This is a genomic window from Streptomyces sp. NPDC005402 (assembly GCF_040606575.1).
Classification (GTDB): Bacteria; Actinomycetota; Actinomycetes; order Streptomycetales; family Streptomycetaceae; genus Streptomyces.
The window spans coordinates 1-22,769 of sequence record NZ_JBEXFB010000001.1; the positions used below are offsets into that span (position 1 = coordinate 1).

At 71.4% G+C, this 22,769-nt stretch carries 23 protein-coding genes and 1 pseudogene; 14 read left to right on the top strand and 10 right to left on the bottom strand.

The annotated features are described in order from the left end of the window. From ABZT02_RS00005 to ABZT02_RS00020, 4 genes are all read left to right on the top strand, one after another. Window positions 1-588, top strand: a 588-nt coding sequence (locus ABZT02_RS00005; RefSeq protein ID WP_356012580.1) for an alpha-glucosidase C-terminal domain-containing protein, incomplete at its 5' end; no start/stop codon positions are given. A gap of 26 nt (window positions 589-614) precedes the next feature. Beyond that, window positions 615-1,976, top strand: coding sequence for a maltokinase (locus tag ABZT02_RS00010; RefSeq protein WP_356012582.1), 1,362 nt, complete (start codon window positions 615-617; stop codon window positions 1,974-1,976). A gap of 3 nt (window positions 1,977-1,979) precedes the next feature. Then, a complete protein-coding gene (gene glgB, locus ABZT02_RS00015) occupies window positions 1,980-4,187 on the top strand; it encodes a 1,4-alpha-glucan branching enzyme (RefSeq protein ID WP_356012584.1) in 2,208 nt (735 codons plus the stop codon). Window positions 4,188-4,295: 108 nt separating this feature from the next. After that, complete coding sequence (locus ABZT02_RS00020) at window positions 4,296-5,384, top strand: glutamate--cysteine ligase (RefSeq protein WP_356012586.1); 1,089 nt, start codon at window positions 4,296-4,298, stop codon at window positions 5,382-5,384. A gap of 3 nt (window positions 5,385-5,387) precedes the next feature. On the opposite strand, the gene ABZT02_RS00025 is transcribed toward ABZT02_RS00020, so the two are convergent. Next, on the bottom strand, window positions 5,388-5,621 hold the full coding sequence (locus tag ABZT02_RS00025; protein WP_057611365.1) for a DUF6480 family protein: 234 nt from the start codon (window positions 5,619-5,621) through the stop codon (window positions 5,388-5,390). A 152-nt stretch (window positions 5,622-5,773) separates the two neighbouring features. Here ABZT02_RS00025 and ABZT02_RS00030 point away from each other — a divergent pair, with 152 nt between their 5' ends. Beyond that, window positions 5,774-7,678, top strand: a complete 1,905-nt coding sequence (locus tag ABZT02_RS00030) for an AMP-dependent synthetase/ligase (protein WP_356012588.1) — start codon at window positions 5,774-5,776, stop codon at window positions 7,676-7,678. A 151-nt stretch (window positions 7,679-7,829) separates the two neighbouring features. Further along, window positions 7,830-8,234, top strand: coding sequence for an ATP-binding protein (locus tag ABZT02_RS00035; RefSeq protein WP_356013639.1), 405 nt, complete (start codon window positions 7,830-7,832; stop codon window positions 8,232-8,234). A 15-nt stretch (window positions 8,235-8,249) separates the two neighbouring features. Here the strand turns inward: ABZT02_RS00035 and ABZT02_RS00040 are convergent, their stop codons facing one another. After that, entirely contained in the window at window positions 8,250-8,609 is a 360-nt protein-coding gene (locus tag ABZT02_RS00040; protein WP_356012590.1) for a PRC-barrel domain containing protein, read from the bottom strand. Between the two features lie 267 nt (window positions 8,610-8,876). Between ABZT02_RS00040 and ABZT02_RS00045 the strand changes: the two genes are divergently transcribed. From ABZT02_RS00045 to ABZT02_RS00055, 3 genes are all read left to right on the top strand, one after another. Next, window positions 8,877-10,253 carry an NAD(P)/FAD-dependent oxidoreductase gene (locus ABZT02_RS00045; protein WP_356012592.1) on the top strand — a complete coding sequence of 459 codons (1,377 nt, stop codon included), beginning with the start codon at window positions 8,877-8,879 and terminating at the stop codon, window positions 10,251-10,253. Between the two features lie 92 nt (window positions 10,254-10,345). Continuing rightward, a complete protein-coding gene (locus tag ABZT02_RS00050; RefSeq protein WP_356012593.1) occupies window positions 10,346-10,558 on the top strand; it encodes a DUF4287 domain-containing protein in 213 nt (70 codons plus the stop codon). Between the two features lie 61 nt (window positions 10,559-10,619). Then, complete coding sequence (locus ABZT02_RS00055) at window positions 10,620-12,851, top strand: FUSC family protein (RefSeq protein ID WP_356012595.1); 2,232 nt, start codon at window positions 10,620-10,622, stop codon at window positions 12,849-12,851. Window positions 12,852-12,859: 8 nt separating this feature from the next. Here the strand turns inward: ABZT02_RS00055 and ABZT02_RS00060 are convergent, their stop codons facing one another. From ABZT02_RS00060 to ABZT02_RS00080, 5 genes are all read right to left on the bottom strand, one after another. Then, on the bottom strand, window positions 12,860-13,294 hold the full coding sequence (locus ABZT02_RS00060) for a hypothetical protein (protein ID WP_356012597.1): 435 nt from the start codon (window positions 13,292-13,294) through the stop codon (window positions 12,860-12,862). Window positions 13,295-13,322: 28 nt separating this feature from the next. Continuing rightward, window positions 13,323-14,156 carry a DUF1206 domain-containing protein gene (locus tag ABZT02_RS00065; RefSeq protein ID WP_356012599.1) on the bottom strand — a complete coding sequence of 278 codons (834 nt, stop codon included), beginning with the start codon at window positions 14,154-14,156 and terminating at the stop codon, window positions 13,323-13,325. A 54-nt stretch (window positions 14,157-14,210) separates the two neighbouring features. After that, on the bottom strand, window positions 14,211-14,429 hold the full coding sequence (locus ABZT02_RS00070; RefSeq protein WP_356012600.1) for a DUF5133 domain-containing protein: 219 nt from the start codon (window positions 14,427-14,429) through the stop codon (window positions 14,211-14,213). A 16-nt stretch (window positions 14,430-14,445) separates the two neighbouring features. After that, window positions 14,446-15,303: a SigB/SigF/SigG family RNA polymerase sigma factor gene (locus tag ABZT02_RS00075; protein ID WP_356012601.1), complete on the bottom strand. Its 858-nt coding sequence runs from the start codon at window positions 15,301-15,303 to the stop codon at window positions 14,446-14,448. A gap of 205 nt (window positions 15,304-15,508) precedes the next feature. Beyond that, on the bottom strand, window positions 15,509-15,952 hold the full coding sequence (locus ABZT02_RS00080) for an ATP-binding protein (RefSeq protein WP_356012602.1): 444 nt from the start codon (window positions 15,950-15,952) through the stop codon (window positions 15,509-15,511). Between the two features lie 216 nt (window positions 15,953-16,168). Here ABZT02_RS00080 and ABZT02_RS00085 point away from each other — a divergent pair, with 216 nt between their 5' ends. From ABZT02_RS00085 to ABZT02_RS00095, 3 genes and pseudogenes are all read left to right on the top strand, one after another. After that, entirely contained in the window at window positions 16,169-16,378 is a 210-nt protein-coding gene (locus ABZT02_RS00085) for a hypothetical protein (protein WP_356012603.1), read from the top strand. A 187-nt stretch (window positions 16,379-16,565) separates the two neighbouring features. Continuing rightward, window positions 16,566-16,754, top strand: a pseudogene (locus ABZT02_RS00090) (ornithine decarboxylase); the annotation flags it as partial. Window positions 16,755-17,012: 258 nt separating this feature from the next. Continuing rightward, entirely contained in the window at window positions 17,013-17,468 is a 456-nt protein-coding gene (locus ABZT02_RS00095; protein WP_356012604.1) for a cyclic nucleotide-binding domain-containing protein, read from the top strand. A gap of 206 nt (window positions 17,469-17,674) precedes the next feature. Here the strand turns inward: ABZT02_RS00095 and ABZT02_RS00100 are convergent, their stop codons facing one another. Beyond that, complete coding sequence (locus tag ABZT02_RS00100) at window positions 17,675-18,997, bottom strand: MFS transporter (RefSeq protein ID WP_356012606.1); 1,323 nt, start codon at window positions 18,995-18,997, stop codon at window positions 17,675-17,677. A gap of 85 nt (window positions 18,998-19,082) precedes the next feature. Then, window positions 19,083-19,700 (bottom strand): LysE/ArgO family amino acid transporter, encoded by a 618-nt coding sequence (locus ABZT02_RS00105; RefSeq protein ID WP_356012607.1) that lies wholly within the window; start codon window positions 19,698-19,700, stop codon window positions 19,083-19,085. Between the two features lie 72 nt (window positions 19,701-19,772). Here ABZT02_RS00105 and ABZT02_RS00110 point away from each other — a divergent pair, with 72 nt between their 5' ends. Beyond that, complete coding sequence (locus ABZT02_RS00110) at window positions 19,773-20,663, top strand: LysR family transcriptional regulator ArgP (protein ID WP_356013641.1); 891 nt, start codon at window positions 19,773-19,775, stop codon at window positions 20,661-20,663. 43 nt (window positions 20,664-20,706) lie between these two features. On the opposite strand, the gene ABZT02_RS00115 is transcribed toward ABZT02_RS00110, so the two are convergent. Continuing rightward, complete coding sequence (locus ABZT02_RS00115; protein WP_356012608.1) at window positions 20,707-21,402, bottom strand: TetR/AcrR family transcriptional regulator; 696 nt, start codon at window positions 21,400-21,402, stop codon at window positions 20,707-20,709. Between the two features lie 118 nt (window positions 21,403-21,520). Here ABZT02_RS00115 and ABZT02_RS00120 point away from each other — a divergent pair, with 118 nt between their 5' ends. Continuing rightward, window positions 21,521-22,741 carry a saccharopine dehydrogenase C-terminal domain-containing protein gene (locus ABZT02_RS00120; RefSeq protein ID WP_356012610.1) on the top strand — a complete coding sequence of 407 codons (1,221 nt, stop codon included), beginning with the start codon at window positions 21,521-21,523 and terminating at the stop codon, window positions 22,739-22,741. Window positions 22,742-22,769: the final 28 nt, after the last annotated feature.

Below are 22,769 nucleotides of genomic sequence, written 5' to 3' on the forward strand. Positions count from 1 at the left end.
CTGTTCACCGCCCTGCTGCTGTCCCTGCCCGGCTCGCCGATCCTCTACTACGGCGACGAGATCGGCATGGGCGACAACATCTGGCTCGGCGACCGCGACGCCGTACGCACCCCGATGCAGTGGACCCCCGACCGCAACGCGGGCTTCTCCGCGGCCGATCCGGGCCGCCTCAACCTGCCGATCATCATGGACCCCGTCTACGGGCACCAGGTCACCAACGTCGAGGCGTCGATGGCGTCGCCGTCCTCCCTGCTGCACTGGACCCGCCGGATGATCGAGATCCGCAAGCAGAACCCCGCGTTCGGTCTCGGCAGCTTCACCGAACTGCACTCCTCCAACCCCGCGGTGCTGGCCTTTCTGCGGGAGTACGAGGACGACCTGGTCCTGTGTGTGAACAACTTCTCCAGGTTCGCGCAGCCCACGGAGCTGGATCTGCGCGAGTTCGACGGCCGGCACCCGGTCGAGCTGTTCGGCGGGGTGCGCTTTCCGGCCATCGGTGAACTGCCGTATCTGCTGACCCTCGGCGGGCACGGCTTCTACTGGTTCCGGCTCTCCCGAGTCGCATCCCGCATCGGCCGACGCCTTTGAGCGTGCCGACGAAAGGACGCGTCACCATGCCGAAGACCGCATCCGGCAGCCCGAGGCCCGCGCTCGCGACCGATCTCATGACCTCGCTGGGCGAGCTGTTGCGCCAATGGCTGCCGCGGCAGCGCTGGTTCGCGGGCAAGGACCGCCCCGTGAGCGAGCTCGGCCTGCTGTCGATGACCGAGCTGTTCCCGGGCTGTCTGCATCTGCTGGTCCACACCGGTCACGGCGGGGTGCCCGCGCCGGGCGGCGGCGCCCCGGCGGGTGACTGCTACCAGTTGCTGCTCGGCGTGCGCAAGCACCTCTCACCGCGTCTCGGCCGCGCCCTCATCGGCCGCGCGGAGCAGGGCCCGCTGGCCGGCCTGACGATCTACGACGCCCTGCACGACCCGCGCTCGGCCCAGCTGCTGCTGGAGCGGCTGCGGCAGCCCGGCACGGCCGGCCCTCTGCGCTTCGAGAGCGTCCCCTCGGTGCCGGTGCCCGGCGGGCTGCCCCCGCGGCTGCTGGAGACCGAGCAGTCGAACTCCTCGCTGGTGTACGGCGACGAGTACATCCTGAAGGTGTTCCGCCGCATCCAGCCCGGGGTCAACCCGGACCTGGAGGTGCCGGTCGCGCTGGCCGGACAGGGCTGCCGTCGAGTGCCGGCGCCGGTCGCCTGGTTCCGCACCACGCATCCGCAGGAGGCCACGCTCGGCGTGCTCCAGCCGTATCTGCGTAACGCGTCCGACGGCTGGGCGCTGGCCCTCCAGGCGCTCGCCTCCGGTGACGACTTCACCGTGCAGGCGCACGAGCTGGGGCGGGCGATGGCCGAGGTGCACCTGGCGCTGGCCGCCGCCTTCCCCGGCAGCGGTTACGACGACAACGGCTCCACGGCGGCCGCGATGACCGAGCGGCTGGACTCCGCCGCACACAGCGTGCCGGCCCTGCGGCCCTTCGTCCCCGGTCTGCGGCACGCGTTCGGCGCGCTCGCCACCTGCGACTCGGGGCCGCCCGCGCAGCGCGTCCACGGCGATCTGCACCTGGGGCAGGTGCTGCGGGCGGGCCGCGAGTGGTTCGTCATCGACTTCGAGGGCGAGCCGTCGCGCCCGCTCGCCGATCGGTGCGCCGCCCAGTCCCCGGTGCGGGACATCGCGGGCATGCTGCGCTCCTTCGACTACGCGGCCCGGCAGCGCCGGCCCTGGCGGCCGGAGTGGGCGCGCCGCTGCCGGGAGGCCTTCTGCGGGGGCTATGCCGCCCTCGCCGGGTGGGATCCGCGCAAGAAGCACGGCCTGCTGCGCGCCTACGAGACCGACCGGGCCGTTTACGAAGTCCTGTACGAGGCACGGCACCGCCCCGACTGGCTGCCCGTGCCGATGGCGGCGATCGAACGCCTCGCCGTGAGAGGAGACTGAGCCGTGGCCCTGCGCGACATTTCACTGCCCGAGCCGTCCGGACCGGCGCACTGCGCCCCGGCCCCGGCGCTCGACCCCGCGGACCGGGGCCGGCTGCTGGCCGGCGCCCACCACGACCCGCACGCGCTGCTGGGCGCCCACCCGGTCGCGGGCGGGATCGTCTTCCGGGCGCTGCGCCCCTTCGCCCGCGCGGTCAGCGTCGTGATCGACGGCGAGCGCAGACGGCTGACCTCGGAGGGCGACGGGCTCTTCTCCGGTCTGCTGCCCCTCGACGCGATCCCCGACTACACCCTGCTGGTCGCCTACGCGGACGGCGAACAGGAGGTGCACGACCCCTACCGCTTCCTGCCCGCGCTCGGCGAGACCGACCTCCATCTCATCCGCGAGGGCCGCCACGAGCAGTTGTGGAAGGCGCTCGGCGCCGAGCCGATGACCCACGAGGGGGTGACCGGAACCCGCTTCACCGTCTGGGCTCCGAACGCCCAGGGGGTCCGGGTGGCCGGGGAGTTCACTTTCTGGGACGGACAGGCCTTCCCGATGCGCTCACTCGGCTCGTCCGGGGTGTGGGAGCTGTTCCTGCCGGGGATCGGTGAAGGGGCCCGCTACAAGTTCGAGATCACCTCGCGCCACGGTGACCGGTTCCTCAAGTCCGACCCGATGGCGCGCAGCACCGAGGTGCCGCCCGCGACGGCGTCCGTGGTGACCTCCTCGCACTTCGAGTGGGGTGACCAGGAGTGGATGGCCCGGCGTGGCGAAGTCCCCGTGCACCAGGCGCCCTTCTCGGTCTACGAGGTCCATCTGCCGTCCTGGCGACAGGGCTTGACGTACCGTCAACTCGCGGAGCAACTGCCCGCCTACGTCAAGGACCTGGGCTTCACCCACGTCGAGCTGATGCCGGTCGCCGAGCACCCCTTCGGCGGCTCCTGGGGCTACCAGGTCACCGGCTTCTACGCGCCCACGGCCCGGCTCGGCACGCCCGACGACTTCAAGTACCTCGTGGACGCCCTCCACCGGGCCGGCGTCGGTGTGATCATGGACTGGGTGCCGGCCCACTTCCCCAAGGACGACTGGGCGCTGGCCCGCTTCGACGGGGACCCGCTGTACGAGCCGGGAGACTCCCGGCGGGCCGAGCACCCGGACTGGGGGACGTACGAGTTCGACTTCGGGCGGGTCGAGGTGCGCAACTTCCTGGTCGCCAACGCCGTGTACTGGTGCGAGGAGTTCCACATCGACGGGCTGCGCGTGGACGCCGTCGCCTCGATGCTCTACCTGGACTACTCGCGCGACTCCGGCCAGTGGAGCCCCAATGTGTTCGGGGGCCGGGAGGATCTCGACGCGGCCGCCTTCCTCCAGGAGATGAACGCGACCGTGTACCGCCGGGCGCCCGGGGTCGTCACGATCGCGGAGGAGTCCACGGCCTGGGACGGCGTGACCCGCCCCACGGACAGCGGGGGCCTGGGTTTCGGCCTGAAGTGGAACATGGGCTGGATGCACGACTCCCTCGGCTACATCAGCCATGAGCCGGTGCACCGCAAGTACCACCACAACGAGATGACCTTCTCGATGGTGTACGCGTACAGCGAGAACTACGTCCTGCCGATCTCCCACGACGAGGTCGTCCACGGCAAGCAGGCGCTGGTGTCGAAGATGCCGGGCGACTGGTGGCAGCAGCGGGCCAACCACCGCGCGTATCTCGGCTTCATGTGGGCGCATCCCGGCAAGCAACTCCTCTTCATGGGCCAGGAGTTCGCCCAGGGCGCCGAGTGGTCCGAGGCGCACGGCCCGGACTGGTGGCTGCTCGACCCGGCGTACGGCGCCGAGGCCGACCACCGGGGCGTCCGCGATCTCGTGCGCGATCTGAACACCGTCTACCGCGCGACCCCCGCCCTGTGGGAGCGCGACACCGACCCCGGCGGCTTCCGGTGGGTGGTCGGGGACGCGGCCGAGGACAACGTCTTCGCCTTCCTGCGGTTCGACGCGGCGGGCGGTCCGCTGCTCGCGGTCTGCAACTTCTCCCCTGTCGTGCGCGAGGACTACCGCCTCGGCGTCCCCGACGGTCTCCCCCTGTGGCAGGAGTCCCTCAACACCGACGCGGCGCGGTACGGCGGCGGTGACATCGTCCGGCGTGACCCGGTCAAGGCGGAGGACGGGGCGCTGCGGCTCACCCTGCCGCCGCTCGCGACGGTGTGGCTGGTCCCGATGCCCGACTGAGGTCCGCAGGCGACTCGGAGGTGTCCGACCGGCCCGAAGGGGCAGTCGGGGTCGTACGAGAACGAGCATCCTCGTCGTCGCCGAGGTCCACAGAAAGGGCTGTATCACGTGCGCACCGTGGGAGTGGAGGAGGAACTCCTCCTGGTCGACCCCGAGACCGGCGAGCCGCAGGCGCTGTCCGCGGCCGTGCTCGCGCGGGCCGCGCAGGACGCGCCGGACCAGGACGTCTTCGAGAAGGAACTGCACAACCAGATGCTGGAGTTCGCCACCCATCCGCAGTCGGGGATGGAAGAACTCCGCGCGGAGATCGTGCGCTGCCGCAAGGAGGCGGCCCGGCTCGCCGGCGACAGCGGTTGTGCCGTGGCCTCCCTGGCCACCTCGCCGCTGCCGGTCAGCCCCTCCGTCGGAGTGGGGCGCCGGTATCAGTGGATGGCGGAGCAGTACGGCATCGCCACCCAGGAGCAGCTCGTCATGGGCTGTCACGTCCATGTGTCCGTGGAATCCGACGAGGAGGCCGTCGCCGTCGTCGACCGGATCCAGCCCTGGCTGACCGTGCTGGCCGCGATGAGCGCCAACTCGCCCTTCTGGCAAGGGAAGGACAGCGGCTACAGCAGTTACCGCAGCCGGGTGTGGCAGCGCTGGCCCTCGGCCGGTCCGACCGAGCCGTTCCGCTCGGCGGAGCGCTATCACCGGCGGGTCGCGGACATGGTGGCGACCGGCGTCATCCTGGACGAGGGAATGATCTACTTCGACGCCCGGCTGTCCCGGACCTACCCGACGGTGGAGATCCGGGTCTCGGACGTCTGTCTGCACGCGGACAACGCTGTACTCCTGGCGACCCTCGCCCGCGGGCTGGTGGAGACGGCCGCGCGCGAGTGGCGGGCCGGCAAGGAGCCGGTGACGCACAGCGTGAGCCTGCTGCGGCTGGCCGCCTGGCGGGCCGCGCGCTCCGGTCTGTCGGAGGAACTGCTCCACCCGGCGACCATGCACCGCATGCCGGCGGAGACGGTGGTACGGGCCCTGCTGGAGCACGTCGAGGACGCACTCGCCGACAGCGGCGACCTGGACCGGGCCCGCGAGTCGTGCGCCGAACTGCTGCTGCACGGCAACGGCGCCCGCGTGCAGCGTGAGTTGCTGGAGCGCACCGGGAGTCTGCGGAGCGTGGTCACCGAGTGCGTGCAGCTGACCCAGTCGTAGGTCTCACAGGGCCAGGACGATCGCGTACACCAGGAAGAACGCGGCGACGAGGACGACCAGGAGCAGGATCAGGGCCAGCGGCCCCTTGGCCCAGCCCTTGGTCGGGTTGTGCGTCTCCCGGGGGCCGGCCTCGGGCAGGCTGCTCTCGGCGGGCGGGGTCTCGCCCGGGGGGACGCCGCCGCCCGGTTCCAGTCCCGTGGTGCGCTCGGGTTCGGGGTCGGGGTTCGTGTAACTCATGCGGTCCGAGTGCCCCGATCTCGACGAGATCACGGGTGACCGCTTACTTCCGTATTCCTGGTACCACTCGCTCGCGCCTGGGCTAGATTCGAGCACCGCGGATGACCGAGCTCGTCCGCACAGTCACAGCCCGTACACGTCAGGAGCAGCGCATGCGCGACTTCGCCCTCGCTCCCCGGACCATCTCGCGCTCCAGCGGTGGTCTGGCCGACAGCGTGTTCGAGCGGGCGGAGCTCGACCCCACCCTGCCGGTGCTCGCCCGCCGTCCCGAGGGCTCCTCGGGAGGCTGGCAGGAGGTCACGGCCGTAGAGCTGCGGGACGAGGTCGTGGACCTCGCGAAGGGACTGGTCGCCTCCGGGATCTCGCCCGGCCACCGGGTGGCGATCATGGCGCGCACCCGGTACGAGTGGACGGTTCTCAGCTACGCGCTGTGGACGGTCGGCGCCGAGGTCGTACCGATCTACCCGACGTCCTCCCGCGAACAGGTCGAGTGGATCCTGCGCGACACCGGCTGTGTGGCCGTGGTGGTGGAGGACGAGCAGGCGGTCATGACGGTCGGCTCGGTGTGCGCCTCACTGCCTCGGCTGCGCCATGTCTGGCAGCTGGACGCGGACGCGCTGGAGGACCTGGCGCAGCGGGGCCGGATGATCCCGCTCGCCACGGTCGAGTCGCTGCGCCGTATCGTGCTGCCGGACTCCACGGCGGTCGTCGCCTACACCTCCGGCACCACGGGACACGCGCTGGGCTGCGCGCTCAGCCACCGCGGCCTCGCGAGCCCCGTGGACACCCTTCTCGAAGGCTGGCGCCACATCACGGCGGCCCCGGGAGAGCAGCCGTCCGTCCTCGCCTTCCTGCCCTTCTCCCATGTGTACGGCCTCATGATCCAGGGCGTGTGCATCCGCGGCGGTCTGCTCATGGCCCACGAGCCCGACCTGAGCGAGGAGGCACTGGCGGCCTCCCTGCAGTCCTTCCGCCCCACCTACTTCTACGCCGTCCCCTCGGTCTTCGAGAAGATCTACAAGAACTTCCTGCGCGCCTCCCAACAGGCGGGCCGCGGCGCCCTGTTCGAGCGGGCCGCCGACACGGCCCGGGACTTCGCCCTGGCCTGCGAGCGGCAGCGGCTGGGCGAGGGCCCAGGACCCGGGTTCGACCTGCGGCTCCAGCACGCCCTGTACGAGCGGACGGTGTACCGCAGGCTGCGGGCGGCACTGGGCGGCCGGGCCCGCCGCGCCACCTCGGGCGGCTCCACCCTGGGCCGTGAGCTCTCCCTGTTCTACGAGGGCATCGGCATCTACGTCCACGACGGCTACGGCCTGACCGAGACCTGCGGCGGGATCACCATGCAGCCGCTGGGCCGGGAGAAGTCCGGGACCGTGGGCCGCCCCCTGCCCGGCGTGGACCTCCGGGTGGCGGACGACGGGGAGATCCTGGTGCGCGGGCCGTCGGTCTTCCAGGGCTATGTCAACGACGAGGCCGCGACCCGGGCGGCGCTGTACGGCGGCTGGCTGGCCACCGGGGACCTCGGGCGGCTGGACGCCGACGGCTATCTGACGATCACCGGTCGCAAGAAGGACATCATCGTCACCACCAGCGGCAAGAGCGTGGCCCCGGCCGCCCTGGAGCACCGGTTGAGGATGCATCCGCTCGTCCACCAGGCCGTGGTGGTGGGCGACAACCGGCCCTGCGTGGGCGCCCTGCTCACCCTGGACCCGGTGTTCCTGGCCCACTGGCGCGGAGTACTGATGGCCCAGCAGGACCCCTCGGCACGCGAGGCGCGGGAGGAGAACGCGCTGCGGGAGGAGATCGCGCGGGCCGTGGCCGCCGCCAACAGCACGGTCTCGCGCTCGGAGTCGATCCGGGTGTTCCGGGTGCTGTCGGAGCCGTTCGACCTGGCCAACGGCCTGCTGACGCCGTCGATGAAGCTGCGCCGGGACGAGATCGTGCGCCGGTACGCGATGGAGATCGACGCGATGTACCAGGCCCGCTCGGCCGGCGCCCGGCGCACCCCGGCAGAGGAGTTGCTGAGCTGGGACGACGCGGACGACGTGTTCCGGTGAGACTCACCCGCCAGGCACGTTCCCCGAGGTGAGGACGATTGGGGCGGGCGCCCTCGGGAACACGGCTCAGTGGCGACATGAAAGAGTACGACAACCCGCTGACGCCGAGCCGTGAGAGCGGCCCGGCACCGAGCCGCATTGGGACGAGACACTGACTTCCGAGGCGATTCCGAGCCGCACCACCCGCTTCGCGGGCGAGCCGCAATGCGTGACGGGTGCGCGGCTCGCCGCTGAGGAATTCCTGGACGACCTCGGCCAGAGCGTGCCACCCGCGACTCCCGAGCACTGGGACGACATCCTGCTGGTGGTCACGGAACTGGCCGCCAACGCCGTCCAGTACGCGCCCGGCCCCTTCGTGCTGCGCATGCGCCGCACCTTCGACGGCGTGCACGTGACGCTGCGCGACACCAACCCGACGCCGCCCGCCCCCCGCTCCTTCGATCCGCGCACGGGCGGCGGTGGCATCGGCTGGCACCTGGTCCACGCGCTCTGCGACCAGGTCAGCGTGGTGACGGACGAGCGCGGCAAGGACGTCCACGTCTTCCTGCCGTGGTGACTTCCCCCGGTCCGGTCAGGCGGTGGCCGTGAGCCGCAGGTAGTAGGCGCCGACCGCCGCGAGGTACGCACGGTCCCTGGTCTCGCTGTCGGTGCGGAAGCGAGGGGCCGCCTTCACCTCCGCCCCGGTGCAGGCCAGCGTGACCCGCCGGCCGGGGGTGTCGACGCGGGCGACGACGCCCACCGGGACCAGGACACTGCGGCCGAAGATCCAGACTCCGGTGTCGACGACGAGGTGTCCCATTCCGTGGGGGGCGGCCTGCCGGTCCACGTGTCCGATAGTGCCGTCGCTCGCGACGACGCTGAAGCCCGTCAGGTCCTGTCCCTCGACGTATCCGCTGTCCGCCGCGTACGACCAGATTCTGTCGGTGGTCACGCTGCTCCTTCCCTCCCGAGCGCTGCACGGACCCCGGCTCTCCGCTGCGAGCGGGCCCACAGCACCCCATACCCCTCTGCCGCACACGCATTCGGGAACCGCCATCCTCACAAGCGGTTTCCCCGCGTCCGGTCCGCGCACCTCCTTCACCTTTCTCCCGGTGCACTTTCAGGCCAGGACGGGCATGGTGGTCCTCGACGCATTCGTCGCGTCCGCACGGGCAGACGAAGGGCGTTCGAGGCAAACCGCCTGGAGCCGCAGAAAGGGATGAACACCGTGACACGACCCAGGATCCTGGTGGTTGGCGCCGGCTTCGCCGGTGTCGAATGCGTTCGCCGGCTGGAACGGAAACTCTCCCCGGACGAAGCCGACGTCACCCTGGTGACGCCGTTCGCCTACCAGCTCTATCTCCCGCTGCTGCCCCAGGTCGCCTCCGGCGTGCTGACGCCCCAGTCGATCGCCGTCTCCCTGCGCCGCAGCAAGAAGTACCGCACCCGGATCATCCCGGGCGGCGCGATCGGCGTGGACCTCAAGTCCAAGGTCTGCGTGATCCGCACCATCACGGACGAGATCATCAACGAGCCGTACGACTACATCGTGCTGGCTCCCGGCAGCATCACCCGCACCTTCGACATCCCGGGTCTCACCGAGCACGCCTTCGGCATGAAGACCCTTGCCGAGGCCGCCTACATCCGCGATCACGTCATCTCCCAGCTCGACCTCGCCGACGCCAGCCACGACCCGGCCGAGCGCGCGGCCCGGCTCCAGTTCGTGGTGGTCGGCGGCGGATACGCCGGTACCGAGACCGCCGCCTGTCTGCAGAAGCTCACGCACGCGGCGGTCAAGCGCTACCCGCGCATCGACCCGTCGCTGATCAAGTGGCATCTGATCGACATCGCCCCGAAGCTGATGCCGGAGCTGGGCGACAAGCTGGGACGCAGCGCGCAGGAGATCCTGAAGCGGCGTGGCATCGACGTGTCGCTGGGCGTCTCCATCGAGAAGGCCGGCCCCGACGAGGTCACCTTCACCGACGGCCGGGTGATCCCCACCCGGACGCTGATCTGGACGGCCGGGGTCGTCGCGAGCCCGCTGATCGCCACGCTCGGCGCCGAAACGATTCGCGGACGGCTCGCGGTCACCGCGGAGATGACCCTGCCGGGCCAGGACGGCGTCTTCGCGCTCGGCGACTCCGCCGCCGTGCCCGACAAGGCCAAGGACGACGACAGCGCGGTCTGCCCGCCCACGGCGCAACACGCCATGCGCCAGGGCAAGCTGGTCGCCGACAACGTCATCGCGACCCTGCGGGGCCAGGAGCTGAAGCCGTACGTCCACAAGGACCTCGGCCTCGTCGTCGACCTCGGCGGCACGGACGCCGTGTCCAAGCCGCTCGGCATCGAACTGCGCGGCCTGCCCGCCCAGTTCGCCGCCCGCGGCTACCACTGGGCGGCGCTGCGCACCAATGTCGCCAAGGTCCGCGTGGCGACGAACTGGACGCTCAACGCCATCGCGGGCGACGACTTCGTCCGTACCGGCTTCCAGGCCCGCAAGCCCGCCAAGCTGAAGGACTTCGAGTACACGGACGCGTATCTGACGCCGGAACAGGTCAGGGCGCAGGTCGAGGGGACGCAGCAGCTGGACCAGTAGGTGTGGCGCACGTCACTCCGGATCGCCGATCGGTTTCCGGCCGGTCGGCGGTCTTGGGAAGGACAGCGCGTCGACCCCGAAAGGACACCGCCATGGCCGAGACCGTGAAGGGCCCCGCGAGCTACTTCCCCTCCATCGAGAAGAAGTACGGCCGCCCGATCGCCGAGTGGCAGGAGCTCGTCCGCTCCTCGCCGCTGACCCGGCACATGGAGCTGGTCGCCTGGCTGAAGACCGAGCACGGACTGGGACACGGCCACGCCAACGCGCTGGTCGCCCACACCCTCGCGGAGGGCAGGAGCGAGTGATCCACCCCGCCGTGCCATGCTGGAACGGATCATGACGTGACACGGGAGTGAGTACGGCGGAGTGAACACAGCGAGGCTGCGCGATCAGGTCGCGGCGTCGGACCCGGGGCTGCTGCGACTGGCCGCCGGTCTGCGCACGGTGGGGGCGATCGCGCTCACGCTGGCCGTGCTCGGTCTGCTGGGGGCGAGCGTCCCGCATCTGGTGGCGGGCGCCATCGCGGCGATGGTCGCGACCTTCGCCATCCGGGAGAAGCAGCGCGCCCCCCAGGCCGTGACGCTGGCTCTGGGCCTCCCGGTGGCTCTGGCCTCCCTGTCGCTGGGTGCGCTGCTCAGCTCCCGAGTGCTGGCCGGTGACCTCTTCTTCGTCGCGCTGATCTTCTGCGCCGTCTACGGCCGCCGCTTCGGCGACCGGGGCACCGCGCTCGGTCTGATCGGCTTCCAGGTCTACTTCGTGTCCCTGTTCGTCGGCGCCACCGTCTCCGGCCTGCCCGAGCTGTACGGCGTCCTCGGCGTCGCCTTCGGGTGCAGCGCGGCGGCCCGTTTCCTGCTGGTGCCGGAGACCCCGGCCGGTCTCCTCGAACGCCTGCGCGAGGCCTTCCGGGCCCGGCTGGCCCAGCTGGTCTCCGCGCAGCTGCAGCTGCTGGACGCCGGGCCCGAGGAGATCGACGAGGCGCTCGAGGACGTACGCGAGGGGACCGCGCGGCTGCACGAGACCGCGCTGATGATCCAGGGGCGGCTGGAGGAGGGGACCTCGGACGCGGCCGCGGCGCGGCTCGTGCAGCGGCGGATCGCGGACGCCGAGATCGCCGCCGAGCGGCTCGGTCTGTTGCTGCTGACGGCCCGCAGCGCCGAGCGCGCGGACACCCTGACCCTGCATCTGCCGGGTGCGCCGGCTCCGCGGGCGGGCCGGATGCCCGGCCGGGACGAGGCGATGGCCAGGGTGCGCCGCGACCTGGAGGCCCTGCGGCTGCTGGTGCTGCGCCCGGCCGCCGCCAGGTCCGGCACGGCCCTGTCCCAGGTCCGCAACCGGCTGCTCGGCTACCGCGAGGAGGAGAACCTGCCGCCCGCGCCGCCCGCCGTCCAGGATGTCTTCCGGGGCGTCGGCGAGACCGCCCGCGCGGTCCTGGGCCTACGGATCGCCCTGGACGGTCCGCAGGACGAGTCGGACGACTCTCCCGCCACGGCCCGCTCACGCGAGGAACTGGACGCTGAGGACGCCGTCATCGACGCCCACGAGGAGGACGGCGAGACACAGGAGGAGCTCACGGGGCTGAGGCGGCCCACGACCCGGGCCGCCGTGCAGGTCGCCGTGGGATCCTCGCTCGCCATCGTGGGCGGCGAGTTCCTCTCCAGCCAGCGCTGGTACTGGGCGGTGCTCACCTGCTGGATCGTGTTCCTCAACACCGCGTCCACGGGCGAGATCCTGGTCAAGGGCTACCGCCGGCTGCTGGGCACCGTGCTCGGCGTGCTGGCCGGGATCGTGCTGGCGGGGGCGGTCGGGCAGCACACCTGGACGGCGTTCGCCCTGGTGCTGGTCCTGGTCTTCGCGATGTTCTACACCGCGCCGCTCTCCTACACCCTGATGTCGTTCTTCGTCACCGCGGCCCTGGGCCTGCTCTACACGCTGCTGCACACCTACAGCCTCTCGGTGCTGGTGCTGCGCGTGGAGGAGACCGCGCTCGGCGCGGCCTGCGGGGTCATCGCGGCGGCGTTCGTCCTGCCGGTGCGCACGGACCGCCGTACCAACGAACTGCTCGTCACCGTCCTGGAGCGGCTCGAGGAGGTCACCGAGGCGGCCGTGGACCAGCTCAGCGGCGGCACCCCCGTCGAACTGCTCGACCAGGCGCGGGATCTGGACCAGGCGCTGGCCGACCTGCGGGCGGCCACCCAGCCGCTCATCCACCCGATCACACCGCTACGGGCCCGGCGCGACACAGCCCGCTATGTGGTGGCACTCCTGGAGACGTGCGCGTACCACGCGCGCTCGCTGGCGGCCACGGCCGAACTGCTGCCCACGCACCCCTCGATCGCGGCGGATCCCCGGCTGCGCCGGGCCGGCCGGCGTATAGGGGACAACATCGCGGCCATCGCCGCGCATGTCGCGGACGAGCAGTCCACGGCCCGGGTGGAGACCGGGCCGAGCATCGCGTCGCTCCTGGAGACCGAGGTCCCCGGTACCCCCCGCTTCGGCCGGGTCACCGACCGTGTGCTGCGGCACGTCCAGCGGCTGGACGAGACCCTGGTGGGCCTGGCCCGGCCGCTGGACGTGCCGGTCGCGGCGCCGAAGCGATAGGGCGGCGCTCAGAGGTCCGTGGGCAGACCGCTCACCTCGGCGATGCCGCGCAACTCGTCGTCGAGCCGTCGGCGTTCGCGGATGTAGTCGGCGATCTCACCGAGACGGACCGGGTCGGAGGCCGTGTCCGCGTCGGTGACCACCCGGATCGGGCTGGTGGCTTCATCGACATGGAGTTCGATCACCTTGTTGTCCATTCGGCCGGTCACCGCGGTCGCGATGACCAGGGCGGCCTCGTCGCGGATCTCCTGGGGCAGCCCGTCCTGCCGGCTGTCCTCCAGCGCGAAGTCCAGGGCGGGCAGCTGGTGTTCGTCGATCGCCCGCAGGACCGGGCGGACCACGCTGAGCAGGAGCTCGTAGTCGTCCGAGGCCATGCGGATGCGCAGAAGGTCCAGGTAGACGTCCACGGGCCTACCGTCGGGCGGAAGCTCGGGTTCGTTCATGAACTCCGGGTTCCCCGTGAGCCGCCGCTCAGACCCGCCGCCAGCGTGCCATCGCGAACGAGAACACCCCGAACAGCACCAGCCCGACGGCGACCAGGACGAGCAGCCACGGCCCCAGCGGGGTGTCGGCGAAGGAGCGCAGCGTGTCGTCGAGGCCCTTCGCCTTCTTGGGCTCGTAGTCGACCGCCGCGCGCACGGCGAACGCACCGGCCGCGGTGAAGACCACGCCACGCGCCACTCCGCCGCCGATCCCCGTCACGTCGACCAGTTTCCTGACCCGCGCGCTCATCGCGCCGAGCTTCATCTTGTCGTGGAAGGACCTGCGCAGCGCCTGGGCGGCGATCCACACACCGGCCACCGCGACGCCGACGCCCGCGGCACCCACGAGCCACTGGCCGCCGGGCCACTCCAGGGCCCGTGCGGTGACGTCCTTGGACTGCTTGTCGCTCGATCCGCCGCTGCCCGTGCCGACGGCGAAGGACAGCACGGAGTAGGCGACGAACGCGTAGAAGACACAGCGGGCCGCCGACAGGAGCCGTTTGGTCGCCTTGCGGCCGTCGGGACCGACCGCGCCGAAGACGACCTCGGACAGCCGCCACAGGGCCATGCCGACGAGCCCGATGCCCAGAGCCCACAGGACTACGGAGCCGAACGGTTTGTCGGCAAGGGCGGCGAGAGCGCCGCCGCGGTCGGCCTGGCGCTTGCCGTCGCCGAAGGCGATCTGCAGCGCCAGCACGCCGACCAGCAGATAGATCACTCCGCGGGCGGTGAATCCCGCGCGGGCGGCGCCCTCCGTGACGGAGCCGCGTGCCGCGCGTCCGGCCTGGATCCGGCCGGTCTGTGCCGTGGAGCTCGTGGTCATGTCGACCTCCTGGAAGTCCGGATGCCGCCTGCCGGGCGGCCGTCCGGGATGCGGTCAGTCGGCAAGTCGCGCGGGTTCCGGCATGGCTGCGAGCAGGCGGTGAGCCGTCTCCAGGGCCAGCCGCACGTCCCGCGTGCCGGTGGATACACAGAGCGTGTAGGCGAGGTCCCGGGCCCGCGGGCTCGGTTCGGCCGCCTTCGCGGACTCCTCGGCATGCAGCGCCTCGTACTCCTGGACGAGTCGCCGCAGGAACGTGCGATCGGGTATCAGCATCTGACTCCTCGTCCTCTCAGACCTCGGCCGGCCCGTCGGCCTGCCGCCTCGCCCGGTCGGCCAGCGCCTCGTCGCGCACGCGGGCGCAGCTGCGGCTGATGAGCCGGGACACGTGCATCTGTGAGATGCCGAGCTGGTCGGCGATACGGCTCTGGGTCATGTCCTCGAAGAAGCGCATGTAGAGAATGGCGCGCTCGCGCTCGGGCAGCCGGCGCAGGCCCTCCTTGGCGGACTCGCGGTCGACCACGATGTCGTACGACGTGTCGGGCCCGCCCAGGGTGTCGGCGAGGCTGTAGCCGTCGTCGCCGGCCGAGAGTTCGGCGTCCAGGGACAGGGTGCTGAAGCTTTCGAGGGCCTCCAGGCCGGTGGTGACCTCTTCCTCGGTCAGGCCGGTGTGGGCGGCGAGGTCGGCGGGCGTCGGTTCGGGGGAACCGGGGTTCTGCGTGAGCTCGCGCCGGGCCACTCGCACCTTGTTGCGCAGTTCCTGCACGCGGCGGGGCACCCGCAGGGCCCACATGCGGTCGCGGAAGTGGCGCTTGACCTCGCCGGTGATGGTGGGGACGGCGTAGCTCTCGAAGGCTCCACGCTCCGGTTCGAACCGGTCGATGGCCTTCACGAGGCCGAGGGCCGCGACCTGGCGCAGGTCCTCGAGGGACTCGCCGCGGTCGCGGAACCGGCCCGCGATGCGGTGGGCCATGGGCAGCCAGGCGGTGACGAGTTCGTCGCGCAGGGCGTCGCGCTCGGGTCCTTCCGCCAGCCCGGCGAGCCGGGCGAAGAGGGCCATGGTGTCGGGGGCGTCGTCGTGCCGCCGCCTGCCGGGAGTGGTGGGACGGTCCTGGGTGGAGGGACGGCTGGTCGACGTGTCGGTGAGCATGCGGATTCGCTCCTGAAGAACGGGTTCAGGGACTGACCGCGGGAGGAAAGGCGCCGGGACCGCCGAAGTGGGGCCCGCAGCAGCCATACCGCTCCCGCTGGCGCGCCTCCGGTCCGAAGCACGAAACTGCGTCTGCCCTGCTGTATGGGGCCCAAACTCCGTCGGCGGAACTCCGTTTTCCGGCGGCTTTCCCAGGGGTGCCGGACTAGCTCAGGGGCACCACGGCGGTGATGCACTTCCCGCCCGAGGGCAGGTCGGTCACGCGGACGTCGCGGGCCAGCCGGCACACGATCGGCCAGCCGTGGCCGCCCGGCCGCCACCTGCCGTGCGGGTCGACGGGCTCCTTGGCGACCGGCAGCGCGGCGCTGCGGTCGCTGACCGACACGCACACACTCCGGCCCTCGACGGTGACGCGGAAGTCGGTGATGCCGCCACCGTGCAGGATGGCGTTGGTGGTGAGTTCCGAGGCGACGAGCAACGCGTCCGAGAGGGCCTGCGCGTCGCACGGGGTGTGCGTGGCGCGGCAGCGTTCGGACACGGCTCGCTCGACCGCCTGGCGCGCCTCGGCCGGCCTGCACGGCCGGGGCCGTACGCGCCGACGCGCGACGGAGAACTGGGGGGCGGCTTCGGTCCTGTGCTCCTCGCACATGACGTGGCTCCTGATCAGTGGATCGACTGAAGGTTCATAGGTCGGTGAAGCAGAAGCCGGGCCCGGCCGGACCCACGGACACGGGGACCGTGATGTACGGTGCGCGTCCTCCGTAGGCCTCCAGTAATCGGCTCACCTCTGCGCGCCTGGTCAAACCTCCCCGTTCGGGGCGGGACACCCGGCCATTCGATCGCGTTCCCGGGGTACGCGCACTGCATGACGGATGTTGTGGACTCAGATGAACTGCTGCGCCGGATCCAGCGCGCCCGTGCCTGCGCCGCGGAGGAGGAGCGGTCCTGGCGGGCGCGGAGCGACGAGCTGGAACCCTCCGATCCGGAGGCCGCCCGGGACGCCGCCGTACGCACCCTGGCCTACGAGGCAGTGACCCGGGTGCTGGACGAGGTGCTCAGGCCGGGCAGCCGCTGACCGTCGGGCGGCCCGGTCCGGACGGGTTCACGGAGGTGCGGGCCGGGCACCCGGGGGCAATGACTGTCGACCACACCCGAGCACCGGTACTGGAAGCCCTGGCCGACTACCACCGCCGGGGCCGGCTGTCCTTCGCGCCGCCGGGACACAAGCAGGCGCGTGGGGCCGATCCGGCGGTGCGCGAGACGCCGGGCGGATCGCGGCGGAGATGATCACGCCGTACCCGCCGGGGATCCCGGCCGTGCTGCCCGGTGAGCTGCTGACCGAGCCCGTCCTGGGGTATCTGCGGACCGGGCCGGCCGCGGGCATGAACCTGCCCGACCCGGCCGACGGAAAGCTGGAGACGATCAGGGTCGTAAACACGTCCGCCAAGTGAAACCGGTCACTCACCTCGGTTTCGGTTGCGCGAAATCGCCATGGATGGTTTACGGTTCATCCATACGTGGTGACGGGGTCGACACACCGTCCTCCGACATCACCTCTGACTGCCCTGGCTGGCCTCCCCCGTCCAGCCAGGGCTTTTTCATGCGCTGCGCAGATCCTCACATCCGCCGAGGTGCCCCGAACGGCGGCAGCCGCTGAAATGGGCGTAGGCACAACACCGGAATCCATCGCCGGCGAGGAGCCCCGCGTCATGACCAAAGCGATAAAACTGCTGACCGCTCTGCCGCAGCCGCAGCGCCAGAGCCTGATGACGCTCGCCAAGGAGGTCTCCTTCCCCGAGGACTTCCACATCTTCGAGGCGGGCGGTACGGCCGACCGCTTCTGGGTCATCCGCTCCGGAGCGGTCTCGCTGACCCAGCAGGTGACCACGCACCACCGGGTCACCGTCGCCGGACTCGGCTCGGGCGACCTGCTCGGCTGGTCCTGGCTGTTCCCGCCGTACCAGTGGGACTTCGGCGCGGAGGCCTTCAGCCCCGTGCGGGCCTACGAGTTCGAGGCGGCGGCGGTGCTCCGGCTGTGCGAGGAGGACCGGCAGCTCGGCATGATCCTGGTCCGCAGCGTCGCCGAGATCCTCGCCCACCGCCTGGAGACGACCCGGGGCAAGCTCATGGACCAGTACGGCTCGCACCGGCGCAGCGCTCTCTAGGTCCCGTACGTCAGGCGGCCCTGCCGGGCTCGGACGCGGTAGCGGCACCATGAAAAATGAAGGCCAGGACCGGCAGGGCGGCGACGACCAGCAGTCCGCCACCGGCCGCCGCGGCACGGGCCCCGAAGACCGAGCCGGCACTGCCGTGCAGGACGTCGGCCAGGCGGGGGCCGCGAAGTCCCGTACAGCAGGCGGCCCTCCCCGGCTCAGACCCGGTAGCGGCGCAGCGCGGGCACCATGAAAGCCAGCGCCAGCATGACGACGACGACCAGCAGTCCGCCACCGGCCACCGCCGCACGGGCCCCGAAGACCGAGCCGGCGCTGCCGTGCAGGACGTCGGCCAGGCGGGGGCCGCCCGCGACGACGACGGTGAAGACGCCCTGCATCCGGCCGCGCATCTCGTCGGTGGCGGCGGAGAGCAGGATCGCCCCGCGGAAGACCATCGAGACCATGTCGGCGACCCCGGCCGCGGCCAGGAACACCACGGCGAGCCACAGACTCCCGCTCAGCCCGAACCCGGTGATGGCCACGCCCCAGGCGACAACCGCCCCGATCACCATCCAGCCGTGCCGGCGGGCCCTCGAGAAGGCGCCGGAGAACAGCCCGCCGACCACGGCGCCGATCGGGATCGCGGCGAACAGCAGACCCAGCGCGAGCCCCTCGTCGTAGGAGGCGTAGGTCTCGGAGGCGAGCTGCGGGAACAGGGCCCGGGGCATACCGAAGACCATGGCGATGATGTCCGCGAGGAAGGACAGCAGCAGCACCTTGTGGGCGGAGATGTACCGGAACCCCTCGGCGATCTCGCGTACGCCCGCCCGGCGTGCCACCGCGGCGGCGAGCGGCGGCAGGGAGGGCAGCCGGTACACCGCCCAGACCGTGACGCACAGCGCCAGGGCGTCGATGAGATACAACTCCGGCAGGCCGATCACCGGGATCAGGACACCCGCGAGCAGTGGGCCCATCACCTGGCCGGTCTGCATGACCGTCGAGCCGAGGGCGTTGGCGGCGGGCAGCTGGTCCTCGGGCACCAGACGGGCGATGGAGGCGTTGCGGGCAGGAGAGTTGAGGCCCCAGAACGCCTGCTGCAGCGCGAGCAGCACCATGAGGACCGCCACCGAGTCGAGCCCGCTGACCGCCTGGAGCCAGAACAGGACCGAGGTGACGGCTATGCCGCTGTTGGTGATCAGGAGCAGCTTGCGGCGGTCCATGCTGTCGGCGACCGCGCCGCCCCACAGCGCGAACACGATCAGCGGCAGCAGTCCGGCCAGGCTCGCGGCGCCGACCCAGGCCGAGGAGCCGGTGATGTCGTAGATCTGCTTGGGCACCGCGACCGCGGTGAGCTGGCTGCCGACGGCCGTGACGATGGTCGAACTCCACAGCCGGCGGTAGGCCGGGATGCGCAGTGGGCGGGTGTCCATCGCCCAGCGACGCCAGCCGCGCCGGGGTGGCGGCGCCTCGTCAGCGGCCGGTGTCCTGGGTTCGGTGCTGCTCTCGCCGGTGTCCACGCGATTCCTGGTTGCTCGATACATCTAACGGATCCAGGGTTCACTATCGCAGCATCGTCCAGGCGTTCGGGACGTGATATCCCAGAGGGTGGGCCGCACCCCGAGGGCTTCACGCTCCGGCCACGAGCATGACCCCCAGGGCGATCATCGTCGCGGCGACCAGTGCGTCGAGGACCCGCCAGGCGGCCGGCCCGGCCAGGAAGCGGCTGAGCAGCCGGGCCCCGAAGCCGAGCGCGGCGAACCAGCACAGGCTGGCGAGCACGGCACCGAGACCGAAGGTCCAGCGCAGCGGGCCGCGGTCGGCGGCCACCGAGCCGAGCAGGAACACGGTGTCGAGGTAGACGTGCGGGTTGAGCCAGGTCATCGCCAGACAGGTCAGCACCGCCCGCCTGCGGGAGCCCGTCGCCTCGCCCTCCGCCCGCAGGCCCGACTCGCCCGGCCGGAAGACCCGGCGGGCGGCGAGGACGCCGTAGCAGAGCAGGAATCCGCCACCGATCCAGCCGACCAGGGTGAGCGCGCCCGGCCAGGCGACCACCACGGCGCCGACACCGCCGACACCGAGAGCGATGAGGAGGGCGTCGGACAGCGCGCAGATACCGACGACGGCGAGGACCGCGTCTCGGCGGATCCCCTGGCGCAGGACGAAGGCGTTCTGGGCGCCGATGGCGACGATGAGCGAGAGGCCGGTGCCGAAACCCGCGGCAGCGGCGGACAGTGAAGCGGACATGGCCTCGACGGTACGGAGACGATCACTACACGTACAGCTAAAGATTCTTACGTATCGTTAGCTCATGTGATGATGATGACCGGGCTTCCCCTGGATCAGGTGCGGACACTGCTCGCGGTGGTCGACGAGGGCACGTTCGACGCCGCGGCGGCCGCTCTGCATGTGACTCCGTCAGCGGTGAGTCAGCGGGTGAAGGCGCTGGAGCAGCGCACCGGGCGGGTGCTGCTGGTGCGCACGAAACCGGTGCGGCCGACCGAGTCGGGCGAGGTCGTGGTGCGCTTCGCCCGCCAATTGGCCCGGCTTGAGCGGGACGCGCTCGCCGAGCTGGGCACGCCGGGCGAGGGGGAGGTGACCCGGGTGTCGGTCGCGGTGAACGCGGACTCCCTGGCGACCTGGTTCCTGGAAGCGCTCACGCGGGTTCCCGACCGGGAGCGGCTGTGTTTCGAGCTCCGGCGCGAGGACGAGACCCGGACGGCGGAGCTGCTGCGGGAGGGACTGGTGATGGCGGCGGTGACGTCTTCGCCCGAGGCCGTGGCGGGGTGTGCCGTGCGGACGCTGGGGCGCATGCGGTATCTCGCGGCGGCCGGCCCGGGGTTCGTCGAGCGGTGGCTCGGAGGGCCGCTGCGGGACGGGCTGGCGGACGCGCCGGTGGTGACGTTCGACCGGAGTGACGACATCCAGGACGGGTTCCTGCGCGAGCTCGGCCGGGACGGGGCGAGTCGGATGCGGCACGCGGTGCCCACGTCGGAGGGGTTCGTGGAGGCGGTCGCGCTGGGGTTGGGGTGGGGGATGGTGCCCGAGGTGCAGGCGAATCCGCTGCTGCGGACCGGGCGGTTGATCTCGCTGGCCCCTGATCGGCCGGTCGATGTTCCGTTGTACTGGCAGCAGTGGAAGCTGGATTCGCCGGCGCTGGCCGCGCTGGCCGAGGCCGTGACGGCGGCCGCGTCAGAGACGCTTTGGTGAGACTCCCGCCCCTTGGAAACGCTCCGGTGGGACTCCCGCCCCTTCAGGCACGCTGCCTCTCCACACTGTCCAGGAGCATCTCCAGCGCCGTCGGATAGGCGCTCGTGACCATGCGGGTCGCCAGGAGACCTGCCGCCTCCGCGATCCTCGGGTACCTGCCGGCGGGCAGCCTCGCGTACGTCGAGCGCCACTTGTCCTCGTCGGCGTCCAGCGCCGCGCTCGGGAGGACCAGGGATGCCGCGTCCAGGGCGGCGAAGGCCAGCGTCTGGTCGATGAAGGCGTGGTAGATCCGCACGGTGTCCGGGAGGGCGAAGCCCGCCCTGCGCAGGATGTCCAGGACCGCCTCGTCCGCGGCCAGTTCGTTGGCCCGGCCGGTGACCCTGCTGGTCGTGAGCACGGCGGCCTGGGGATGGGCGACGTACGCCGCGTGGATGCGCAGGCCCACCTCGCGCAGATCGGGCCGCCACTCCCCCGTCGGTTCCCAGCCCTCCAGTGCCTGCCCGATCAGCGCGTCGCCGATGGCCAGCGTCAGGTCGTCCATGCCGCGGAAGTAGCGGTAGAGAGTGCTCGGGTCGGCGTCCAGGGCGAGGCCCAGACGGCGGGCGGTGAGGCCGGTACTGCCGTGTTCGCGGAGGATACGCAGCGCCGTCTCGACGATCAGCTCCTCGGACAGCACGGTCCCGCTCCTGGTGGGCCTTCGCCGACGGCGTTTCTCCTCGGGAACCACGCGCTTCGGCACGGCGCCTCCTTGTGCCAGACCCTTATGCCAACGCCATTGACCTTATGCGAGCGCACGGCGTTGTATCTCAGCCAGGGCCCCTACCTCTGCGACCTCGACCCGTCAGGGAGTGTTTGTCATGCGTGTACTGCTCGTGGGCGCCGGGGGCGTCGGCACCGCCATCACCCGGATCGCCGCCCGGCGGCCGTTCTTCGACGCCATGGTCGTCGCCGACTACGACGTGGCCCGCGCCGAGGCCGCGGTGAGCGCGCTCGGCGACCGGGCCGACCGGTTCCGTGCCGAGCGCGTGGACGCGAGCGACGAGTCGGCCGTGACCGCCCTGCTGAAGCGGCACGCCTGCGACGTCCTCCTCAACGCCACCGATCCTCGGTTCGTGATGCCCCTGTTCCGGGCGGCGCGTTCCGCCGGGGCGGCTTATGTCGACATGGCGATGTCCCTGTCCCGTCCGCATCCCGAGCGGCCGTACGCGGAGTGCGGGATCAAGCTCGGTGACGAGCAGTTCGCGCAGGCAAAGGAGTGGGAGAAGGCGGGCGCGCTGGCCCTGGTCGGCATGGGCGTGGAGCCTGGCCTGTCGGACGTCTTCGCCCGGTACGCGGCCGACGAGCTCTTCGACGAGATCGAGGAGATCGGTGTCCGCGACGGTGCGAACCTCACCGTCGACGGCTACGACTTCGCCCCCTCCTTCAGCATCTGGACCACCATCGAGGAGTGCCTCAACCCCCCGGTGGTCTACGAGGCCGACCGCGGCTGGTTCACGACGGAGCCCTTCAGCGAGCCGGAGGTCTTCGACTTCCCCGAGGGCATCGGCCCGGTCGCGTGCGTGAACGTGGAGCACGAGGAGGTGCTGCTCGTCCCCCGCTGGGTCGGCGCCCGCCGCGTCACCTTCAAGTACGGCCTGGGCCGCGAGTTCGTCGAGACGCTGAGGACCCTGCACCTGCTGGGCCTGGACAGCACCGAACCGGTGACCGTGCCGAGCGCCGCGGGCCCGGTCGCGGTCTCGCCGCGGGACGTCGTGGCCGCGTGTCTGCCCGACCCGGCGACCCTCGGGGACCGCATGCACGGCAAGACCTGCGCGGGCACCTGGGTGAAGGGCGTCAAGGACGGGGCGCCCCGCGAGGTGTACCTCTATCACGTGGTCGACAACCAGTGGTCCATGGCGGAGTACGGCTGTCAGGCCGTGGTGTGGCAGACCGCCGTGAACCCGGTCGTCGCCCTCGAACTCCTCGCCGGCGGCGCCTGGTCCGGCGCGGGTGTCCTCGGTCCTGAGGCGTTCCCGGCCCGTCCCTTCCTGGACCTGCTGACCGCGTACGGCTCCCCGTGGGGCATCCGGGAGCAGTGACCGGGCGCGTCCCACAGGACCCGGTGGT